Source organism: Leptospira levettii (assembly GCF_002812085.1).
Classification (GTDB): Bacteria; Spirochaetota; Leptospiria; order Leptospirales; family Leptospiraceae; genus Leptospira_A; species Leptospira_A levettii.
The window spans coordinates 150,910-171,017 of the sequence record NZ_NPDM01000007.1; the positions used below are offsets into that span (position 1 = coordinate 150,910).

A 20,108-nucleotide genomic window follows, 5' to 3' on the forward strand; every position below is an offset into this window, starting at 1 on the left:
CAAACAGTGAATTCATGCGATTTTGAGCAAACCAATTTCGGGAAATAAAAAATTCGTTTATCTGTTAGGTGGTGAAGTCGAGAAAATCATTTATTAATCGGTGCGAAAAGTATTTGTAATCATCGCAATGTTAGTTGCAATGTCTCCAATTTTTTGGCTCACTTGGTTTAAATCTTCAGAATTATTGGCGAGTTCTTGGGCACTTCCAGATAATGTATTGACCGTATTAACCATGTCTTCCGATGCTTTTTTCTGTTCTCTACTCGAAAATTCGATCGTTCGTGCCATCTCTTCCAATCCATTGAGTTCGCTTGTAACACTGAGTAAACTTTTGGATTGAGTTGTCATTTCCTCTTTTAAATGGCTTACTGCATTATTCATGCGTTTTGATTGCCCCACAATTTCACTGAGTGCACTCACTGCTTCCATTACATGAGTAGAACCTTCATTGACTACAAGATGACTTTTATCGATTAACTTTTTAATGCTCTTCACTGAGGATTGTGTTTTGTCTGCTAATTTAGAAATTTCCTCTGCCACTACAGCAAATCCCATCCCAGCATCACCAGCTCGTGCTGCTTCTATACTAGCGTTTAATGCAAGCAAGTTGGTTCTTTCCGAAATTTCGGTAATCAAATCAATGATTCCTGTGATCTCTTTTGTCACAGATCGGATTTCAGTCATTGTTATGTCGGTATTTTTAATAGAATCATTCCCGGAATTTGCAAGTAACGTTGATTGATTGGAAAGGTCAGTTAATTGTAATAGAGCCTTTTCAATATTTGTTATCGAACTTTTGATCGTTGTCATTTCTTCCGTAATTTTTACTATGTTCTTTGTTTCATTTGTGATGAATTCGAACATAATTTCGAATGATGTGGTTAACTCTTCCAATGAGGCTGCAGATTCTTCCGATACAGATGCAAGCGAAGTTGCGTTATCAGAAACAGAAATTGCATCTTGTTTTAATTTTGATGATACTTTCTCTGATTCACTGACTGACATTTTTAATTGGTTCATGATCTGGTTTAGATTTTCTAAGAATAAATTAATGGAGTAAGTGATTTTACCGATTTCATTATTTCCGAAGTCGGGTAATTTATTAGTAAGATCTGCTTCGCCACTTGAGAGTTCATCAATCTTAATGAGCACTTTTTTTAGAGGATCATTTATGCTTTTAAATATAAAATATACGAAAACAGAAGCTATCAGTAAGGAAATGAATACCAAGATGATATTAAAATTTCGTTTCCAGGTAAGTAATTTTACACGGTCGCTTATCATTTGTTCGAGGATAAAATTTGACGTGTCCTGAATGGTGCCAGCGATGGAAGTACCTTTGTGTATCGTGTTAAATAGTGTATCAGCTGATGTTGGTTTGATTTGGTTTTGCAAGAGAGTTTTCTTAAGCTCTACTATGTATTCGGAACAAGTTTTTTCTGAATTTTTTTTGCCTTCTTCCAATTCTTTTTTGTATTTTTGATTGGCATCAAAGGATTTTTTATACGATTTACTGATTTCTCTACACGTTACTTCAATTCCATTTATTGTTAAGATGGCTTTGGTAAGACTTTCACTCGAAAATGTTTTTGATTTGGCGTTCGCACCTAAGTATTCATTTCGAATCATTTCCTTTAATAAGGAAATGTTTTGGTATATGGATGGCACACGAAACAATACAATTTCCATCTGGTAATACGAATCAACCTCTGGATCTAAGATTAAATTCGAAAGGTCTCCAATTTTTAACAAAAGTTCCTGTGTTTCATTCAAAAATTGTAGGGACGTAGTTTGGTCGAATGAATCCATTTTTGAATATTGTTCAAGTTTCACAACTTCATCAGCATCCAAGCTGATGATCTTTGTTTCACTAATTTTTGTTTTGATCTCTTGGAGTAAGGGGATTAAATCTTTGGTTGACTCTTGCCCAATTTTTAATCTACGTAATCCTTCTCGATAGGTTCTTGAGATGGGTTTGATCGTAACCAATCCAAGTTGTTCCTTTCTCGAGAATTCTAAGGTTTCGTTTTGTGATTGGACTAATAAAAATAATATAAATACCAAGGATACAATGAGCGGAAGAGGGAAGAGTAGTAGTCGGCTTTGGATAGAAATTTTCGATAGAAATCTCATTACTATTAAACTCATTTTAAGGTTCAGACGATTTTTTATAACATTTCATTGCAAACGGATTAATGATTTCCAAAATTTTACTCATTTCATTTCTTAGAAGATCTACGGAGGATTTATGAAACAATCCCTAGTCATTCCCATTCTACTTGTCTCTATGCAATGCGCAAAAACGGTACAGGTAAAAAACCAAGAAAACCTTTTTGAAAATTGTATGAAAACGTTCCAAGATGAACAAAAGTGCAAAGAATTTATGTCAAACTCTGTTAAAGATATCCAAACAGATGAAGAAAAACGTGAGGCAGATCTTGCTAAGTTGACAAAAGAACAACTGGCTGGTCTTAAATTACGTAAGGAAATCAAGGATACTCTACCTGGTAAGAATGGTATTTTTGTCAAAGAGTTCATCGGGGATCCTGATGAAGTCAAGAGGGGAGGGGACAGAGAGTATTGGATTTATAAAAGACCGATTTGTAAATTTGATGGTGAATCTTTGCCAGATAAAGAAATCACTGTGATTTTTAGAAGGTCCTTTGTTGAGAAGGTGGAACATAAAAAACCATAAGTGTCGCTGATTCATTTTTCTTTCGATTTTGTATTGAAAAGGTTTATGTCAAAGTGAAGGAAATAGTCAGGAGTGTGATCTCCTGACTGTGAGTGTGTTTTTAGTATACTAAGTATCCTTTCAAATCTACCGTCGTTCCAGCAGCTGTCGTATACGAAGTGTTACAAGCTGCAAAAGCACCTGCAAGGGCTTGTTGAGCAAGAGCGTAAGTAAACTGTGGTAAGTTACAAGGTTGAACTGCATCGTTTACTTTTTTAAGCACACATTCTTTTAATGCATTCAATTCGTCTGTTGTTTTACCGCCTAATTTTATGAGGGAACATCCTACTCCAGGGTTAAAGAATTCAGTTCCTCCTACACAAGAGTTCGCAGCTGCGTAAGTTCCTAAACAAATCCTTTGCACTTCATTTGCGCTATTAGGGTTGTTTGCCAAGTAAAGTAAGATACTTGGATCATCTTCCTTTTTCGCTCCTGACTCTGTGCAACCAACGAAGCTGGTTGCTAAAAGAAGGGCCAAAGAGATTCCAAGCAAACTTGATTTCAAAGTTTTTTTATTCTGATTCATTTTCATCTCCTTAGAATTTTGCTACCATACCAACGATGATACCGTTTTGGTGAGACGCTGGTCTTCCAGATGTATCTACGAATTGTTGGCCAGGACCCCAATCTCTTCTTAAATCCACTTTTACTTGGAGGTTCTCAGTGAGATCAAAAGTTGGTGTGAATGTTAAAGTTTTGATTTGTCCATAGTTACTTGCTGCTCTTGCACCGATAGAATCTTGGAATTTAAGATCGTAACGGTTTGTTGGAGTCACTGCAAATAATGGAGGGTTTACTACGAGAGATCCACCGTATCGTTTGTCATCCAAATACTCAAATCGAAAACCCAATGCGAAGGTATCAGTGAATTGATACTTTGCTTGCACTTGGTAAGTTTGATAAATTCTTCTCACTTTATTCTCACGAGAAAGGTTGGTATCTCCTGTTAAACCTGCGGCGGTAAGTCCTGAAGCTAATTCGGGAACAGTTACGTCAGGTAGAGCAGAGACAACCTTGTTACGAGTGATCCCACCTGGCTCATATCCATAAGCTGCTGTGTTTGTTTGACCTGATCTATCACCATAAGTATAGTCAAAGATTGTCGTTAACTTGTCAGTTGGCTTGAAGATTAAAATCAAGTTTTGGATCATCCAATGGTCTGTTTTGAAAGAAGACTGTTTTGGAAAAGATGTTCCAGTTGCTTGTTCTAAGTAGTAAAGGCTATTGTCTTGTCTACCTTTGATGTTGTCGTTTGCTTGCAATGTGTTCCATACAACTTGGAATTTATCAGGAACAACGTCATACTTTACTTGTGTTCCGATCGCTCTTGTTGGGTTTGGACCATCAGCATATGCATGTTGTTGAGTGCTTGTGAGACTTGATCCACCAGCAGCATCACCGTAAGGTGATAAACCTACGTAACCAAATTGTTGACCGTTACCAGTGTAACCTGTTCCTTGCGCACTGTTATAGAGGTATAGACCAGTTGATAAACGATCATTGATTTGAAGGTTTGCTCTCGCACCAGTATGGATAAAGGGGATTGTGTTAAAGAACACGTAACCAATGGTGTAAGCAATGTTGTCTTTCGAATCGAGTAACTCTAGTCCGATGTGTGTCGCCATCTTACCAGCATCAACTGTTAATCCTTTTAAGACTGGGAAGTAAGCTGAAACATATGCTTGTTGTAACAATTGCATGTTATGGAGAGAGTTAGTAGTTTGGTATGGACGCTCTTGGTACATGTTGTTCTGTCCATTTTGCATATCCAAACGAAATCCCCACGGGCTTTCCTTATCCGCTAACTTTTCCATAGACAACTTCACAGCGTTTACAGCAAATTGTTTGTTGTAAGTGTGAAATGTTCCTGCAGTATCTTGGGTTGCCCCTTGCCGGTTATTTGATGTATAGTTATAGTATACGTCCACATATCCGGAAAAATTTACCAACTCATACCAAGGCTTGTCTTTGTCCTTTTTTGTCTGAGCAAAAAGGGAAGCCTGGGAAAATAAGGTAGCAACGATCGTCGCTAATAGAGTGTATTTATTTCTCATTTGCCATTTCTCCTATGTGAACTTGATGTGCAAGTTGTGTACCAGGTTGGCAATTGATAGGGTTAGAATTGGAATAAAAAATGAGAGGTTCCGATTTCAGGGGAGAAAATCAGGAAAAAAAGGCAAATTTTGATTAAAAAGAGAACAAATCGTCCGGAGGTTTTCTTATTTTGTTGGAATTATTTGGACAATTTGTTTATAATTTCAGCAGTATGTTGGATAAGTCTTAGATATTCATTTTCTTTAGGCGTTTGTAAAACGAGGTCCAAAAGTTGGTTTAAGACCTCTCCAAATTTCGTTTTTGGTAAGTTTGGAAAATTTTCACTCAAATGGTTCCCGTTCAGTGCCAAATCGGAAAGTAATAAGGGAGGATTTTTTTCCCAAATTGTGATCATCGTTTCGATTTGATCACCAAAAATTGGTTTTAATTTTTTAAAAAAGTTCTGATTCAATTCATACCGATTCAAAAAATGCCGTTTAACTGGCGCTAAATAATCTTTTTTAATTGTATATGTTGCAAGTGAATTTGTATTCTCAATTTGATTCCACTTTGTTAACAAATCAAAAAACAAAATTGAATCTTTTATGTTTTGTCCTGAAAACTTAAGAGTACGTAAATGAGTTTCCAATTCTTTTAGTGTTAAGCTTGGTAAAATCGAATAAAAAGCAAAGGCAAGTTGGAACCCAATCAAATCATTTGGAATTTGATTGAGCTTATAAAGAATTGTTTCGTTCGGTTTCAGATCTTTTGGTATTGTTGGAAGAAAAATCTGGAAAATATTTTCTTCTGCTAACAATTGAATCATTTTAGCAGGATTTTCACCTACAAATGATTTTAATATTTCGTCTTGGAATCGTTCCAATGAAATTTTTTGAGTGATGTGTTTTGTTAGATGGATTGCTTTTTTAGTTTCTTCTTCAATTGTAAAGTTAAGAGTACTTGCAAAACGAAGGGCTCTGATTGGCCTTAATCCATCTTCTGAAAATCTTTGGATAGGGTTACCAATTGTTCGTATTGTTTGATTTTCTATATCAACTAAGCCCGAATGATCATCGATTAACTCTTCAGATTGAAGATCGAATGCTAAGGCATTCATTGTAAAATCTCTTCTTTTTAAATCTTCATGTAGTGTTGTACCAAATTCAACATGACCAGGCCTTCTACCATCCGTATAATCTTTATCGATACGATACGTTGTTACTTCGTAGTTTACCTTATCAATCACAATCGTTACCGTACCATGTTCGATTCCAGTATCTATAACAGTTCTGAATAACTTTTTAATTTGTTTTGGTTCTGCATTTGTAGTGAGGTCATATTCTTTAGGAATTTTTTTCATTACCAAATCGCGAACAGAACCTCCTACCAAATAACATTCAAATCCTGAATTTTTTAAGGTAGAGTCGATGATCTCTAAATGATTTTTATGAAAGGTAGGAATGTAAGAAGAAAGGTTTACTGGCAATTTCGACATTTGCCTCGAAAAACAATTTCAACTGATTCTGTTGTAAAACCTTTTAGTTGTTTTGAGGAAGGCATACCATTCCAAGGATCATCGATACATTCGATTTTTCCGCAGACATTACAGATCAAGTGACCATGGGCAAGTGATACAACATGATTGCCATCCGATTTCAATTCAAAATAAGTCACACGATCAGCCGAATGTAGAGAGTTGAGTAGATTTTTTTCTTCTAAATCAGATAATGCACGATAGATCGTAACTCGATCCCAAGATTCTTCTTTGGGAAGTTTTTCCATGATTTCTTGGTGGTTGAGTGGTCTTTGGGATCCTTGTAAGATCGATAAAACTTGTTCTCTGTTTTTCGTAACCTTGAGTCCAATTTTTTTGAGAATTTGAGAAGGATCACCAGCCATATAAAATGGTTATCGCAAGAAGGCAAAGATTGTCTATTCTAAAATCACACTCGATTTCCAGATTTCCCAATAACGAATCCCCATTTGTGTATGAACTTTTAAGAATTCCTCAATTTCTTTCCCTTTGGATTTCTCAATGATAACTGGAGCAATTCCTAAGTCTAATCTACGATTGATGATGGAATCAATTTCATCTTTTGCCTTTTTCGTAACCTCAATACATTCGAACTCTCTTTCCTTTAGATGTAACTTATTTTGTTCACAAAAAATTGCAGACTGAAAGATGTTGCCTTCTTCTAAAATTTTATCCAATTGTTTTGTATAGGAAGGTTTACAGCCGAATACCATCCAAAAGGAAAGTAGTAGGAAGGAAAATTTATGTATTAGAGTTTTCATCCTTTGTTGTCTTGCGCAAGATTTGCAAGTTGATCGGCACGTGCATTTTGTTCGCGTGGAATATATTGAATTTCAAAATTATCAAATGAATTCTTGAGCTCTTCGCATTTATTTTTAAAAACTAACAGATCTTTGTTTTTTACTTTGTATTCACCTTTCATTTGTTTTACGACTAGTTCCGAATCTAATCTAAACTTTATCTTTTTTATACTTTGTTTGATTGCTTCTTCCATACCACGAAACAAAGCATTCCATTCTGCTATATTGTTAGTTGCATTTCCAATCTTTTCAGATAAAGACAAAAATTCATAACCATCATTATCTTGAAAGGAAACACCTATCGCAGCTGGACCAGGATTTCCACGGGAACTTCCATCACAATAAACAAAAGTCGTATCTTTTGAGGACATATAGCCGACATGATTTTCGATCATGAAACTATCACCAATCAAAAACATGAACCTCATTGAAAAAAAAATCCTAGAAATTGAATTAAAGAGGACTTTTTCGGTAGGTATGTTATTTGGAGCGTATTGGGTGGCGGGTGGATAACCCCACCCAGTTCGATACGGGCGGGGAAGTCTACCTAAAAAGCCCGCCAAATAAGGAACTTACCATGACGGAACGAGGATTAGGTGCCCTCATAATGTTTGAAAATCGCCTACGCAAATTAAAAAAAGAACGCGAAAAATGGGCGAAACGAGAAAATATTGAATGTTATCGGATCTATTCTGAAGACATACCCCAAGTTGCATGCATTTTGGATCGATATCCAAATGGATTTGTTTTGTATGATAAAAGTTCGTTACGTTTCCAAGCAGAAGCAGACCACGAGGAACGATTTGCACATATTGCACAAATTGTGAAAAATGTTTTTCAGATATCAGATGATTCCCTTTTTTTGAAAAGTCGTAGGAAACAAAAAGGAACTGATCAATACGAAAAAATTGCAATTGAAGGGAATGATCATTGGGTAAAAGAAGCTAACTTAGAATTCCGAATCAATCTTTCTGATTATTTAGACACAGGATTATTTTTGGACCATCGAATTACTCGAAAATGGTTAAAAGAAAAATCAAAAAACAAATCTGTACTCAATTTATTTTCATATACTGGTGCTTTTTCCGTATACGCTGCGTCAGGTGGGGCAATTAAGACAAAAAGTATAGACCTTTCAAAAACTTATTGCGATTGGGCCAATCAAAATTTACAACGTAATGGCTTTGCTGGTCAAAAGCATCAAATTATCAATGCTGATATATTACAATGGTTAGAGGGTGAAGCCAAAAACTCTAACAGAGAAAGATATGATCTGATTTTTCTTGATCCTCCAACATTCTCAAATAGCAAAAAAATGCACGAAGAATGGGATGTGCAAACCAAACACAGAAATATTCTATTATTATTGCTTACAAAATTTCTAACTGATCAAGGTGAAATTTGGTTCTCAACTAATTTTCGCAAGTTTAAAATGGAAGTCGAAGAAGAAGAATGGAAGGAAAGAGGGTTTAGATGTATAAATCGTACGTTGGAATCGATACCACCAGACTTTAGAGACCAAAAGATCCACCAATTATTTTGTATCGTTCCTATTTAGTACTAAATGAATCTTATGATTGGTTGACAAATGGATCGATTCGTTCTGCTAAAATTCTACGATTTTCACCTGATTGTAATGATAATATCCCTCTCATGATCGCCTGACGTTCGTTACTTTCTCGTTTGGCTACTACTTTTAATTGGTTGGAAATAGGTAACAATATTAAGTTTGCAAATGAAATACCATAAAATGTTGCAATGAAAGCAGTTGCAATTCCTTGGCCGAGTACTTTCGTTCCACCATCTAAATTTTCGAGAACCGTTACTAGTCCGAGTACGGTTCCAATGATTCCAATGGTAGGGGAAAAACCAGCTGCTGTTTCATATACTCTTGCTGACTTTAAATCTTCTTTTTCTTTTTCTTCATGTGCTTCCCAAAGGATTTCTTCAATTGTTCTTGGATCAGATCCATCTACAATCAATTGAATTCCTTTTTGTAAAAATGGATTGTCCAATTTTTTGGATTCATCTTCGAGAGAAAGTAATCCATCTTTTCGTGCTTTTTCCCAAAACCGAAAGAATAATAGTTTTAGATCTGTTTCTCTCCGTTTTTGCAAAGCAAATCGTGTGTCTCGAATCGCTTTTGAAATTTGCGAAATCGAAAAAGATGCAAAAGTAGCACCTAACGTTCCACCAACGATAAGAAACATCGCTGGAACATGGAAAAATGATCGTATTGAGGCACCTTCAATTAATATAGCAACAAAAACGGATAAAATTGCCGCGAGGATACCGAGTAATGTAGAATGGATCATTGGATTCTTGCCTCTTTTGCATCTGGTCGTATGCTGATACGCCTAAGTGAGTCTTTTTTTTCAATTATTTCGTTTTTTAATCTTTCCCAGATCACCGAATTGGGATTTTCTCTTAAACGAGTAGAAATGATAGGTTCTACTTCTTTCCAGTTTTCTTGGTTTATGTATAACCTAACTCTTGCTAGTTCAAGTTCATTTGCTTGTTCGATTTGATTATTTGTTCTGTAATATTTTTCTAATAAGCCCATAGTTTTTAAAGCATTGTTCCAGTCTCCCAAAGATTCAAACATAGGAATGAGTGAATTCCAAGCAAACTCTTGGAACTCTGAGTCGATACTCAAATCTTCAATAATTGGAATGTATTCTGCTTCAGGAGTTGTGAATTTTAAACTATTAAACGCAATTCTAAGTAAATCTGGTTTCGGTGATTCAAATTTCCTAGCATAAGCAATTGCATCTAAACTTAATTTATTTTGGCCAATATTATGATAAAATTTTGCATATGCTGCAAAAGATTCATAATATAAATGTTTGATCTCAATTGCATCTTTTCTTAAATCACCTGAAGAATACTTTAATACAGAATCCAAATGGTTCACTACTTCTTGGAACGATGCATTATCAAGTTTTTCATGAAAATACTTTAATTTCCAATCATTGGGAAGTGTTGGTGCAAAATTAATTTTTTGACTCAAATAGTTCGGATAGTATATATCAAAATTCCAATATGATTTTCTGCTCAGTAATGAAAGTGCGTTGATATGATGGAATTGATTGGTTTTGTTTCTGGTTGTGATGATTAAAAACGGATGATTTTCTTCACTTAACCTTTCAATATAAGATATGATTTGTGATTGGTTTGAGCTCAAACCTAATACAACGATTTTATCTTTAATTTCTGATCTTTTTGGTAAAAAAGGATTAGAAGGAAAAGGTAAAACTGATTTGTAAAAAATATACTTTTCTTCATTAAAATTTAGGTTTGTGATGGCAAACGGGATTGGATCAAAGTTTTCTTTTTTAGAAAAAGGGGAGTTCGTTCGGATTGTAGGGGGAGAAAAAAAGAAGATCACTATTAAAATTGCACCTGCTAACATTAGAATGCGAGGCATTCTAATGATATGTTTTTGCAATAAATAAGGATAAACTAAAACAGGAACAAATAAAAGCGCAGTAAATGTACGAATTCCCATTGGTAAATTCCAAAAATACAAAAGAAAGGAGAGTCCCAAATAGATTGCTGTTTCCATACCAATCATCATGTATTCTTTGTAAGGTGTCTTGTTTGGTTTAAAAAACCCTACAATTGTGCCTCCAATGATACAAAGTGCAATGTAGAATGAACTCCAATAGGATTGGTAGATAAAGAAGAAGAAAGCAAACAACAAGGCAACTCTTCCTATTAAAAATACAGCTTTTGTTTCTTTTTTTAATCCACCTAATAGTGATAATACTCTTCCGAAAGTCACAGAGAACGAAATAGAGAGTATTAAGGGTATTTTGGGTCCCGGTTGGAAGTATAAATGTAAAATACAATATGCAATGAGTAAAGATAAACTTGATCGATAAAATGGAGAAAATAAAGGGTGTTTTCCAATTTTTGATCTAATTTTATAAAACTTGCTAGAGATTGGATTCTGTTGGAATAAAGTACTAAAAAAATAAAACGACAATAGAATATATAAGATAGCTAAAAGTATTTTTATCGAATAGTTTTGGTTAGGTTCAAATAGGGAGTAAAAAGTAAATACTGTTACTCCTAATGTAAAACTCAAAAACCTAAAGTCACGTAAAGATCCGCCATATATACCGACTGAAAATGCGGATAAGATACCACCAATCAAAACTAATTCGAAGGAAAAGATATAATCAATTAAGAATTCGGAAGTGTTTCCTAATAAAAGCCAAATCACTTGACCGATTGCAAGCGTTAGTAACGCCAAACTGAAGGTAAATGGAAAGTTTTGTTTGTATTTCCTGTATATAAACCCAGCTGCAAAAAAAATAGCGATTAGCGCTTGTAAAATGGGATAAGCTGTATCTGTCCTATCAATTAAAGATAATTCTGACCCAGCAACATAAAAGAACAGAGACAATACATAACCAATCGAGAGGCTAAGGCTAAATTCTAGTGAAGGGAAGAGGCCTGTTTCCCAGAAACGTTTCCATTGAGAGTCCATAGAATAGCTACCAGAATTGAAGGAAGGGTCCTGTTCGCAAACGAAAGAAATTCTATTTTTATTTGGCGGTGCACAAATTAATTGACCAAATCGCCCCTTTTACCGATTTTGACTATAACTATGCTCACGTTCTTATCTATATCCTTTTTGGTACTCTACGGTTTCGACATTGTGATGTTGTTTTATTTCGGCTTACACACCTATCTGATGGTGTTTTTGTATAGCCGGTTCAAGGAAAACTGTGCTGAGGATGAATCAAAAATTCTCTCCGTGAAGGCCAAAAATCTTCCAACCGTTACGGTTCAACTTCCTATTTTCAATGAGTTTTATGTTGTCGATCGTTTGATTGAATCAGCATGTAACCTTCAATACCCTGCAAAGAAATTACAAATCCAAGTTCTGGACGATTCTACAGATGAAACGGTTGAAAAAGTGGCGGGTCTAGTTTCTCAATACAAAAAGAAAGGGATTTGGATCGAACACGTTCATAGGACGAACCGAAAAGGTCACAAAGCGGGTGCCCTCGATGAGGGAATGGCGAAAGCAAAAGGTGACTTCATTGCTATTTTTGATGCGGATTTTACTCCGGAACCAGACTTCCTACTTCGGACCATGGGCTATTTCGATGACGAATCGATAGGAATGGTGCAAACTCGTTGGGGTCATATCAACGAAACGTATAATATCTTAACCAAAGCACAAAGTTTTGGAATTGATGGTCACTTTATGATCGAGCAAGTCGCAAGAAACGGTTCTAACCTCTGGATGAACTTCAATGGAACCGCAGGAATCTGGAGACGTACTTGTATCGAAGACGCGGGTGGTTGGGAACACGATACTCTTACCGAGGACTTTGACTTGTCCTACCGTGCCGAGCTAAAAGGTTGGAAATTCCGTTATATCAAAGATGTGGTTTGTAAAGCAGAAATCCCTGCAACCATGAACGCATACAAAGCCCAACAATTCCGATGGTGCAAGGGTTCCATCCAAACCGCTGTCAAACTCCTCCCAAGGATTTGGAAGTCCAATGAGTCTTGGAAAATCAAAGCGGAAGCAATTACGCACCTCATCAATTATTCCGTTCATCCACTGATGATTATCAACATCCTCCTTACGGCTCCACTCCTCCTAATGGAATATTGGGCTGGCTTTAAGATGGAAGACCTCCCGATGGAAATTCTTTTTGGATCGGCCGCGTTTCTTTCCATAGGATCGATGGGACCTGTTATTTTTTACGCATACTCCCAAAGAGAAATCCATAAAAATTGGAAATCGAAACTGATTTACCTTCCTGTACTTGTCATGATTGGAACTGGAATTGCAGTGATGAATACATATGCATGGATGGAGGCTGTTTTTGGTATCCAATCTGGATTCAAACGCACTCCGAAGCTTCGAATTGAAAAAGAAGGAGATAGTTTACAGGACAAAATCAAATATGTAGTACCTGTGGATTACCGTGCGTTCCTAGAGTTTTTTATGGGCGCTTATTGTCTATTTTGCATTTATTTATCCTTCATGGTCGGAAAGCCATACATGATTGGTTTTATGGTTCTCTATTCCATTGGATTTTTCTATGTCGCTTATCTTTCCGTGGCGGAGTCGTTCTGGAAATTCAAACCGGCAACCAAAGCAGAAAAGGAACTTCGTGCCGTCGCTTAAGGAAAGGCGATGGTACTTACTTGACGAAACCTTTCCTTCCAAAAAGCTGTAAATTCAACCTAGGTTCAGGGGTCATCCATGAGTGAAAAAGTCTACTGCGCGAACTGTTTGCATTGTGTTGTGGTTCGCCAATACGAATCAGAGCAAGATAAATACATTCTTCGAGTAAAATGTAACAAGAAGAAATGGTCAAAACGTTCTGGTGAAGAAAAACTTTATAAATATTTTACCGTCGCTCGTCGTATGCAAACCAATTGTGAATACTACGAAGAAATGGGAGAGATTCTACCTTACATCAAAAACTTGAAAAAAGAACTCCCAATCAAAGACGAAATCTACATGGTGAAAGCCGTCTAAATCATTACTGGCGTGTTGTTTCCCAGGTTACCTCGCGCCTTCGCTCGCAAATTTCACAAAACGGAAAATAAAAGAGAACGGACGATTCAGGGTCAATTCCTGATCCCCGTTCCTGCGGGCAGCGTAATTTCTGATTCTTACCCAACTCGAGTGACTCATGGGCAAGTTATGCTCTCACATAACGGCACAAAGGTTCTCGCACCTGTCAATGGCGTTGCTACATTAACAGCTGATCAAAAATTTTTTCAAATCAAACAAGATGGTTCATGGTCAACGAGTTCTAAATATCAATTCCAAAGTTATGATTTTTCATCACTCATAAACGCATTTGATGAAGGTGCCTTGGCATCTCTTGATATCAATGAAATGCCGCTTAAGGATTATTTCTTAAAATTTAAATCCAACCCTTCCTTTCAAATTGTATTATCTCCTTTCTCAAGATACCAACATCTAGATTTCGAAGAAATGATTTTAACTTCAATGAAAGAAGCATATTCCAGTTTCATTGAATTGTTAAAAACAACATTTCCAAAAATAGAAGTTAAAAACTTTTTTGAAATCCCTACTTTAAAGTATGAACACCCCAATGGTATCCCAGAATATTTTTTGCATAAACAATTCCATTGGGATGTCAAAAAGGCAAAAAAATCTCTACTATCAAATGAGATTTTATATTTGGGTGCTGAGACAATTTATCATATATTGCGAAAATTGTATTTTGGTGAACCTTTCACCAAACGACACTTAGCTGTCTTTTTGGTGGACCGCAAGGGTCGAATGGACTTAGAGCCTAGGCAATTTTTTTTGACAAATGGCCAATCATTAGCATTTATCCCTGCGAATTTAGATAAACGTTATAAGATTGTTTCCTTTGATACGGTTTTCGAGGCGATTCAACCTATGGATGTAAATTCATTAGGTTATTTTAATATTTATGAACATTATTCGATTACTTTGTATGAAAAACTCCCAGCAGTTAGGAAAGAGTTCAGTTGTATCGATTGTTTGGAATGTAACCAATATTGTCCAACACAGGCAAATCCATTCCAATTGATTAAAGGAAAAAACGAAGAATTCGATAAAGATAAGTGTGTTACATGCGGAATTTGTACAGTTTACTGCCCAGCAGGGATTGATATTCGAAAAAGAATCGAAGAGGTTGTTTAAACAAAATTTATGATGTTAAAAAACCTTTATATTCTTTCGGAAAATAGTTGGGGGATTAAATCATCAGAAATTTTTGCTGATCTATTTTATTTTTTAACACTCATTATTTTTTTAGGGTATTCATTGGCTTTTGTTACGCCGTTTCCGATTCTCCCAATTGTTTTAGCATCAATTCTTACGTTTCTTTATTTAGGTGTATGCATACGCAATAAACAAACTCCATATTGGATCGGTCTTATTTCGCAATTACTAATCATATTATTGATTATCCCTACAACATGGCTAAACCCAATCTTATTATCAGTTTCTATGATATTTGCTTTTGTGGCTCACTTTTTTTTAATACAACATTATTCCTTACGATTCCCAATTTCCATTTTAGTAATTTTGTTTTTATATATATTTGATTCATCATTTTCTTTAATGGGTTATCAATTAAGATCAGAGTATACTTTGGCATCTAGTGTTGGTTTACCCATTGAAACTAGTTTACTTCCAATATCATTACCTTGGATTTCGGAAGGTATCTCAAATTCAAAATTCTTCCTATCAATTGCAGAAAGTTTAGGTATATTTTTGTTAGTAAGTGTTGCATGGGTTTCTTTTCGCCGAACCATACTTCTTAGTTTTTTTCTGGCTTGGTTCCTTTTGTTCTTTGTTTGGGGAATTGGTGTAGGGTTAACTGGATATTCTTGGAACTTGTCCTATGCTTCTTTGGCCTTTTTTATTCAATTAGCACCTGGAAGGAATTTTTATGGTTCTTTTTATGTGACAATTGTCAGTTTCCTAATTTTACTCCCAATTGCTTTTTTTGTAGGAAAATTGGGTATAAGTGGTATATGGGTAGTGGTCGTTTTTTTTCTGATAGAGTCTTTATTTGTAAGGGTTTTTCTTGGAAAATAAGTCGAGTTTGGAAATGTGGGAGTAAGTAATACCAAATGAATCAACTTCTGGAGATTCTGGATCCTAAAAATATCATTTTCGACTTTAAAGCGTCAACGAAAGAAGATGCCATTCGGAAAATGATTTCACATATGGTCGCCACACAAACGTTAGATGCAGTCCATGAAGAGGAAACTGTTTCTTCTTTGATGAACCGAGAAAAATCAATGTCTACTGGTATTGGAAGTGGAGTGGCGATTCCACATTGTTCCGTTCACTACGTAAATGAATTAAAATGTGCAATGGCGATAGCACCGAGCGGTATCGATTTTGATGCTTTGGACCATGGCCTTGTCCAAATTTTTATCATGTTAATTGTTCCTAAAAACAAATTTCAAGATCACATTAAGACATTAGCTTTAATTGCAAAAACTCTAAACATCCCTGAGGAAAGGGAAAAACTGATTAAAGCCAAAAACTTCGAAGAAATCCAAAAGGCATTCCTTTCCAAAAGTTAACTCTGTGAAGTCGGAAGTTTTCCGTTTTCTGTATTTCCTTCTACTTTTGTCAATGATTAGTAGTTTTGTCTCAGAGTTTCATACAAAGGATAAATCCTATTTGTATGCAGATTCTGGAATTTCCAATGTCGAAACTTCTAAAAAAAATACATTAACTTCTTATATAGAATTCTGGAAACGGTTGTTATTGGAAGATGGTGGCAAAACGCAAAATGGTGAATCTGTTTATGGACATATATCAAATCGTTTTTTTGCTACTACCCATTTAGCAGTTTTTAGTATTTTATTTGGCGCTACATTTGCGTTTGGATTGGCTTTGCTGACAATTTATTTTCGTTCCGATAAATTGTATGTATTTGTTGAATCAATTTCCAATTTTATTTTATCAACACCTGTGTTTATTGTCGCAATACTTCTATTAATTGTATTTTTTTATAAACTTGAGTGGTTTCCTCCAGGCGGATATGAAACAGGAAGCACTTACTTCATTGTATTACCAGGTATTACGTTAGGTTCTAGAATTTTTGCTAGATTGTCACTGTATCTTTTGCCAGAAGTCAGAAAAGAATCTAAATCTAAATATGTTCAATTACTTTTGACTCGATCCTATCCTTGGAGTTATATTGTAAGGGTTGAAATCTTTCTAAAAGTATTACCTGTTTCACTTATACTTTTGGTATTGGATTTTGGTTCTTTGTTATCGGGCGCCATGGTGGTTGAAGAAATTTTCTTTTTTCCAGGAATTGGAAAATCATTATATTATTCCATAAAGTCTATGGATACTTATTTGTTATCAACATTACTTATGTATTCAGGGATTTTGTTTTATAGTTTAAATCGACTTGGATACCATTTACAGAATTACTTCTCTGGGGAGTATCGAAATGCTCCTTAATTCGATTCGTATTTTGTTTTTTGGAACAATAGTTTGGGGGATATTAAGTTTACCGGTTCCTTCTTATGTTGATCTAACCAATAATAATTTGCCTTTCTTTTCAGATGGTTTTTTGTTTGGAACCGATCGATTGGGGAGGAATAATTTAGCTTTGTTTTGTTATGGATCGATGTCAACAATACTCATCGTTGTTCCGGCAAGATTACTCACGATATTATTTTCTTTTTTGGTCTCAACATTAACTTTGATTTTTCCAAAACGATCTGATTTTTTTCTTTCGGGTTTTGTTTCTGTTTCACTTGCGATTCCTTCCTTATTGTCTGCATTAATCGTGATCAGTATTCTTCCAAACAATCCAGTGTCGATTATGATCGCAATTTTAGTATCTGATTGGGCAGTGGTTTACGAATCACTAACTGCGAAAATCAGAGAGATTCAAACGAGTCCATATATTGCGGCATCTCTCTGTTTTGGTGCAAAACCTTTTCATCTGATTTTTCTACATTATCTTCCTGCGCTTCGGAGTATGTTTCAGTTTTTATTCTTTTCTGGATTACCTACAGTTGTCATGACGACAGCTCTATTTTCTTATTTGGGAATCCAAACTTCGGTAGGTGACACGGGGCCAGGATTGGGGGAACAAATCTCATTTTCAAAAGATTATTTCGATAAGTCTCCATTTTCCGTTTTGCTTCCCATCATCGCTATTTTAACTTTGGTTTATTCATTGGGGTCCCGCAATCAAAAACATGAAACATAAAATTTCTGCTGCATTGCTCATTATGGGACTACTTGGAAATACTCTCCCATTATTTTCCATTGATGAGTATTATAATTTTCCTAGTCAATCTTACAAAGGTGCAGTTACTTTTGAATCTAGTAGAAATCTTTGTATTTTCCCTTTTATTGCAATTAAGGAAGATGCGAGTAAAGAATATCTAATGAAAGGAATTCCTTCCGTTTTACTTTCTGAACTTAGAAATTTAGAAAATAAACTTGTAGAATATCCTAGAAAGAATATCATTTATCATTCTTTTGGTGAAAATCCTGTGTTGACCTTACAAGAAAAAATTGATTCAGAGTCTCCAAATGTAAAAAGAAAAAAGAAAGAGATAAGCGACGAAAAAGACTTAGAAGATGTAAGAATCGGGAAAAAACAAGTTTCTCCTGAAAAAGATCCCCGGTATATCAAGATTGCGATCAAACAGATGTGGGATAAAAAGCCATTGCGTGTTGATGAGGTATATGGAACTGCATCTAAATATGGTTGTGATTACCTTCTTTTTGGCTCGTACGAAGTGATTGAGAATTCACTTCGTACGAAAGTTTATTTGTTCGATGATTATGAAGGGAAAACAATTCCTTTTGAGCACCAAACGTCCGTAATCCGGGCATACCAAGAAATGGGTCCACTTGGTGAATCCATAAAAGAAAAATTGCAAGGAAAAGAGACAACTTCGTTCAGTTTGACTGCAAACGGAGAAGAGGGTGCCTTAGTCTATTTAGATGGAATTTATTTAGGAAAAACTCCACTTGCCGAGAAAAAGTTTCCAATTGGGAGACGATCATTATTTCTTTTTAAAGAAGGATTTCATCCTTATAAGTCGGAAGTCATTCTTGAAAAAGGGAAAAAATTCGAAGTCGATGTTAAACTTTCTTTAAAGTTGAGTAGTTCTTATATTTCAGTCACTTCCAATGTTGAATCAGATGTTTACTTAGGGATTCAATACTTGGGAAAAACACCGATACAGCGGTTGTCCATACCAGCAGGTATGAACCGACTCCGATTATCAAAAGAAGGATATGTCGATGCTTTTCGTTCTATTGATGCAATCGAAAACGAAGAAACTTCTTTGGATGTTCAAATGCGCGAAGGTCAGTCTGACGTATATTATAAGAATAAACAAAATGTATTTCTCGATCATACCTATAAAGATTTTACGACTTATTCTCTGTATGGTGCGTTATTATTTTATGCAAGTTATGCATATTTAAATTATGCATCTAGGCAAGCTTATTCGGGAGCACGATCTCAAGTAACTTTGACAAATGCGATTGCGATTAGATCCTTTTATGAAAATAATCCAAATGAATTCTTTTTTTGGTATTCCACACAAAATCAAGTGATCGATAATGCAGAATCAAAAGCAAAAAATTTAAAACGTATTGCAGGAACTTTGCCAACAGAAAATCGAAGGGATAGGCAATTGGTAGCTGGACCAATGGTGATTTTAATGGGTCTTATGCTTGTCTCTGCTGCTACCTTTTACTATTTAGGATTAGATAAGGAAACAATCGAAATTGGATATTTGCCAATCAACCCAGCATATGCTAACCATGGTCAGTCGGCAATGGAAGGTTATAGTTACATGCAATTCCATCTTCGTTATTAAAAGTATACCTTAAATGAATTCAGTTTCTTCGAGAATTCATTGATTCATCTTATTTATGAATCATTATTAGGAGTTAAATCTAAGTTTGTGAGTCAATTTGAGTTCAAAATCCTGTCCTCTCATGATCATGAATTAATTTCACTCATTACAAATTGGTATCATGAAGAGTGGAAAATTCCTTTAGATAAATCTTTTGCTAAGATAAAATCGGTGCTGAGTGATGAAACACAGTTACAGATTATTATGACAATTGATTCCGTTCCAATTGCAACAGGAGGTATTTACCATCATGTTGGTCTTTTGGACCATCAGCCAAAGTTTAAAATTCATAAACACTGGTTAGGTTTGGTATATACAATTCCTGAGATGCGACGAAACGGGTATGGTGCATTACTTTGTGAACAACTGGAATTTTTGGCAAAACAAAGGAGATTTTCTGAACTGTATTTGTTTTCCGATACTGCTGTCGATCTGTATGCTCGACTTGGTTGGGAGAAGGTGGAAATGGTTCCGTTAGGTAGTCGTTTGGTGACTGTCATGAAAAAAATAATGAACGAGTGAATCAGAAGGTATAGATCCCCGCCCGTATCGAACTGGGTGGGGTAATCCACCCGCCACCCAATACGCTCCATTTACC

20 protein-coding genes are annotated in these 20,108 nt (G+C 35.5%); 11 read left to right on the plus strand and 9 right to left on the minus strand.

The window, feature by feature from the left end:
• Window positions 1-93: 93 nt before the first annotated feature.
• Window positions 94-2,133 carry a methyl-accepting chemotaxis protein gene (locus CH354_RS16750; RefSeq protein WP_243396132.1) on the minus strand — a complete coding sequence of 680 codons (2,040 nt, stop codon included), beginning with the start codon at window positions 2,131-2,133 and terminating at the stop codon, window positions 94-96.
• Window positions 2,134-2,248: 115 nt separating this feature from the next.
• On the opposite strand from CH354_RS16750, the gene CH354_RS16755 reads away from it, so the two are divergent.
• The gene (locus CH354_RS16755; protein WP_100727309.1) at window positions 2,249-2,695 is read left to right on the plus strand and encodes a hypothetical protein; all 447 of its coding nucleotides are present in this window, start codon (window positions 2,249-2,251) and stop codon (window positions 2,693-2,695) included.
• Window positions 2,696-2,795: 100 nt separating this feature from the next.
• On the opposite strand, the gene CH354_RS16760 is transcribed toward CH354_RS16755, so the two are convergent.
• The 6 genes from CH354_RS16760 to CH354_RS16785 all read right to left on the minus strand — a co-directional run bounded on the left by CH354_RS16760 (window position 2,796) and on the right by CH354_RS16785 (window position 7,473).
• Window positions 2,796-3,266 (minus strand): hypothetical protein, encoded by a 471-nt coding sequence (locus CH354_RS16760; protein WP_100727308.1) that lies wholly within the window; start codon window positions 3,264-3,266, stop codon window positions 2,796-2,798.
• Window positions 3,267-3,270: 4 nt separating this feature from the next.
• Entirely contained in the window at window positions 3,271-4,788 is a 1,518-nt protein-coding gene (locus CH354_RS16765; protein ID WP_100727307.1) for an outer membrane beta-barrel protein, read from the minus strand.
• Between the two features lie 179 nt (window positions 4,789-4,967).
• Window positions 4,968-6,263, minus strand: a complete 1,296-nt coding sequence (locus tag CH354_RS16770) for a CCA tRNA nucleotidyltransferase (protein WP_409036401.1) — start codon at window positions 6,261-6,263, stop codon at window positions 4,968-4,970.
• Complete coding sequence (locus CH354_RS16775) at window positions 6,245-6,667, minus strand: Fur family transcriptional regulator (protein ID WP_100727306.1); 423 nt, start codon at window positions 6,665-6,667, stop codon at window positions 6,245-6,247. The genes CH354_RS16770 and CH354_RS16775 overlap by 19 nt, the downstream gene beginning before the upstream one ends.
• A gap of 33 nt (window positions 6,668-6,700) precedes the next feature.
• Window positions 6,701-7,063, minus strand: coding sequence for a hypothetical protein (locus tag CH354_RS16780; protein WP_100720118.1), 363 nt, complete (start codon window positions 7,061-7,063; stop codon window positions 6,701-6,703).
• Entirely contained in the window at window positions 7,060-7,473 is a 414-nt protein-coding gene (locus CH354_RS16785) for a ribonuclease HI family protein (RefSeq protein ID WP_100727305.1), read from the minus strand. The genes CH354_RS16780 and CH354_RS16785 overlap by 4 nt, the downstream gene beginning before the upstream one ends.
• Before the next feature lie 206 nt (window positions 7,474-7,679).
• Here CH354_RS16785 and CH354_RS16790 point away from each other — a divergent pair, with 206 nt between their 5' ends.
• A complete protein-coding gene (locus tag CH354_RS16790) occupies window positions 7,680-8,660 on the plus strand; it encodes a class I SAM-dependent methyltransferase (protein ID WP_100727304.1) in 981 nt (326 codons plus the stop codon).
• Between the two features lie 13 nt (window positions 8,661-8,673).
• On the opposite strand, the gene CH354_RS16795 is transcribed toward CH354_RS16790, so the two are convergent.
• A complete protein-coding gene (locus tag CH354_RS16795) occupies window positions 8,674-9,417 on the minus strand; it encodes a motility protein A (RefSeq protein WP_100727303.1) in 744 nt (247 codons plus the stop codon).
• Window positions 9,414-11,597: a hypothetical protein gene (locus CH354_RS16800; RefSeq protein ID WP_100727302.1), complete on the minus strand. Its 2,184-nt coding sequence runs from the start codon at window positions 11,595-11,597 to the stop codon at window positions 9,414-9,416. The genes CH354_RS16795 and CH354_RS16800 overlap by 4 nt, the downstream gene beginning before the upstream one ends.
• Window positions 11,598-11,717: 120 nt before the next feature.
• Between CH354_RS16800 and CH354_RS16805 the strand changes: the two genes are divergently transcribed.
• The 9 genes from CH354_RS16805 to CH354_RS16845 all read left to right on the plus strand — a co-directional run bounded on the left by CH354_RS16805 (window position 11,718) and on the right by CH354_RS16845 (window position 20,032).
• Window positions 11,718-13,259 (plus strand): cellulose synthase family protein, encoded by a 1,542-nt coding sequence (locus CH354_RS16805; protein ID WP_100766546.1) that lies wholly within the window; start codon window positions 11,718-11,720, stop codon window positions 13,257-13,259.
• A gap of 78 nt (window positions 13,260-13,337) precedes the next feature.
• On the plus strand, window positions 13,338-13,616 hold the full coding sequence (locus tag CH354_RS16810; protein WP_002973362.1) for a hypothetical protein: 279 nt from the start codon (window positions 13,338-13,340) through the stop codon (window positions 13,614-13,616).
• Window positions 13,617-13,784: 168 nt separating this feature from the next.
• Window positions 13,785-14,783 carry an ATP-binding protein gene (locus CH354_RS16815; protein WP_207762700.1) on the plus strand — a complete coding sequence of 333 codons (999 nt, stop codon included), beginning with the start codon at window positions 13,785-13,787 and terminating at the stop codon, window positions 14,781-14,783.
• A 9-nt stretch (window positions 14,784-14,792) separates the two neighbouring features.
• Window positions 14,793-15,686, plus strand: a complete 894-nt coding sequence (locus CH354_RS16820) for a hypothetical protein (RefSeq protein WP_243396133.1) — start codon at window positions 14,793-14,795, stop codon at window positions 15,684-15,686.
• Between the two features lie 35 nt (window positions 15,687-15,721).
• A complete protein-coding gene (locus tag CH354_RS16825) occupies window positions 15,722-16,183 on the plus strand; it encodes a PTS sugar transporter subunit IIA (RefSeq protein WP_100720110.1) in 462 nt (153 codons plus the stop codon).
• A gap of 4 nt (window positions 16,184-16,187) precedes the next feature.
• Window positions 16,188-17,078, plus strand: coding sequence for an ABC transporter permease subunit (locus CH354_RS16830; RefSeq protein ID WP_100727300.1), 891 nt, complete (start codon window positions 16,188-16,190; stop codon window positions 17,076-17,078).
• Entirely contained in the window at window positions 17,068-17,838 is a 771-nt protein-coding gene (locus CH354_RS16835) for an ABC transporter permease subunit (RefSeq protein WP_100727299.1), read from the plus strand. The genes CH354_RS16830 and CH354_RS16835 overlap by 11 nt, the downstream gene beginning before the upstream one ends.
• Window positions 17,828-19,471, plus strand: coding sequence for a PEGA domain-containing protein (locus tag CH354_RS16840; RefSeq protein ID WP_100766548.1), 1,644 nt, complete (start codon window positions 17,828-17,830; stop codon window positions 19,469-19,471). The genes CH354_RS16835 and CH354_RS16840 overlap by 11 nt, the downstream gene beginning before the upstream one ends.
• Window positions 19,472-19,510: 39 nt before the next feature.
• The gene (locus tag CH354_RS16845; RefSeq protein WP_243396134.1) at window positions 19,511-20,032 is read left to right on the plus strand and encodes a GNAT family N-acetyltransferase; all 522 of its coding nucleotides are present in this window, start codon (window positions 19,511-19,513) and stop codon (window positions 20,030-20,032) included.
• The last annotated feature ends 76 nt before the right edge of the window (window positions 20,033-20,108 follow it).

Coding starts and splice junctions, on each gene's coding strand:
- CH354_RS16750 (WP_243396132.1), bottom strand. CDS start 2,133: ATGAGATTTCTATCGAAAATTTCTATCCAAAGCCGACTACTACTCTTC.
- CH354_RS16755 (WP_100727309.1), top strand. CDS start 2,249: ATGAAACAATCCCTAGTCATTCCCATTCTACTTGTCTCTATGCAATGC.
- CH354_RS16760 (WP_100727308.1), bottom strand. CDS start 3,266: ATGAAAATGAATCAGAATAAAAAAACTTTGAAATCAAGTTTGCTTGGA.
- CH354_RS16765 (WP_100727307.1), bottom strand. CDS start 4,788: ATGAGAAATAAATACACTCTATTAGCGACGATCGTTGCTACCTTATTT.
- CH354_RS16770 (WP_409036401.1), bottom strand. CDS start 6,263: ATGTCGAAATTGCCAGTAAACCTTTCTTCTTACATTCCTACCTTTCAT.
- CH354_RS16775 (WP_100727306.1), bottom strand. CDS start 6,667: ATGGCTGGTGATCCTTCTCAAATTCTCAAAAAAATTGGACTCAAGGTT.
- CH354_RS16780 (WP_100720118.1), bottom strand. CDS start 7,063: ATGAAAACTCTAATACATAAATTTTCCTTCCTACTACTTTCCTTTTGG.
- CH354_RS16785 (WP_100727305.1), bottom strand. CDS start 7,473: ATGTCCTCAAAAGATACGACTTTTGTTTATTGTGATGGAAGTTCCCGT.
- CH354_RS16790 (WP_100727304.1), top strand. CDS start 7,680: ATGACGGAACGAGGATTAGGTGCCCTCATAATGTTTGAAAATCGCCTA.
- CH354_RS16795 (WP_100727303.1), bottom strand. CDS start 9,417: ATGATCCATTCTACATTACTCGGTATCCTCGCGGCAATTTTATCCGTT.
- CH354_RS16800 (WP_100727302.1), bottom strand. CDS start 11,597: ATGGACTCTCAATGGAAACGTTTCTGGGAAACAGGCCTCTTCCCTTCA.
- CH354_RS16805 (WP_100766546.1), top strand. CDS start 11,718: ATGCTCACGTTCTTATCTATATCCTTTTTGGTACTCTACGGTTTCGAC.
- CH354_RS16810 (WP_002973362.1), top strand. CDS start 13,338: ATGAGTGAAAAAGTCTACTGCGCGAACTGTTTGCATTGTGTTGTGGTT.
- CH354_RS16815 (WP_207762700.1), top strand. CDS start 13,785: ATGCTCTCACATAACGGCACAAAGGTTCTCGCACCTGTCAATGGCGTT.
- CH354_RS16820 (WP_243396133.1), top strand. CDS start 14,793: ATGATGTTAAAAAACCTTTATATTCTTTCGGAAAATAGTTGGGGGATT.
- CH354_RS16825 (WP_100720110.1), top strand. CDS start 15,722: ATGAATCAACTTCTGGAGATTCTGGATCCTAAAAATATCATTTTCGAC.
- CH354_RS16835 (WP_100727299.1), top strand. CDS start 17,068: ATGCTCCTTAATTCGATTCGTATTTTGTTTTTTGGAACAATAGTTTGG.
- CH354_RS16840 (WP_100766548.1), top strand. CDS start 17,828: ATGAAACATAAAATTTCTGCTGCATTGCTCATTATGGGACTACTTGGA.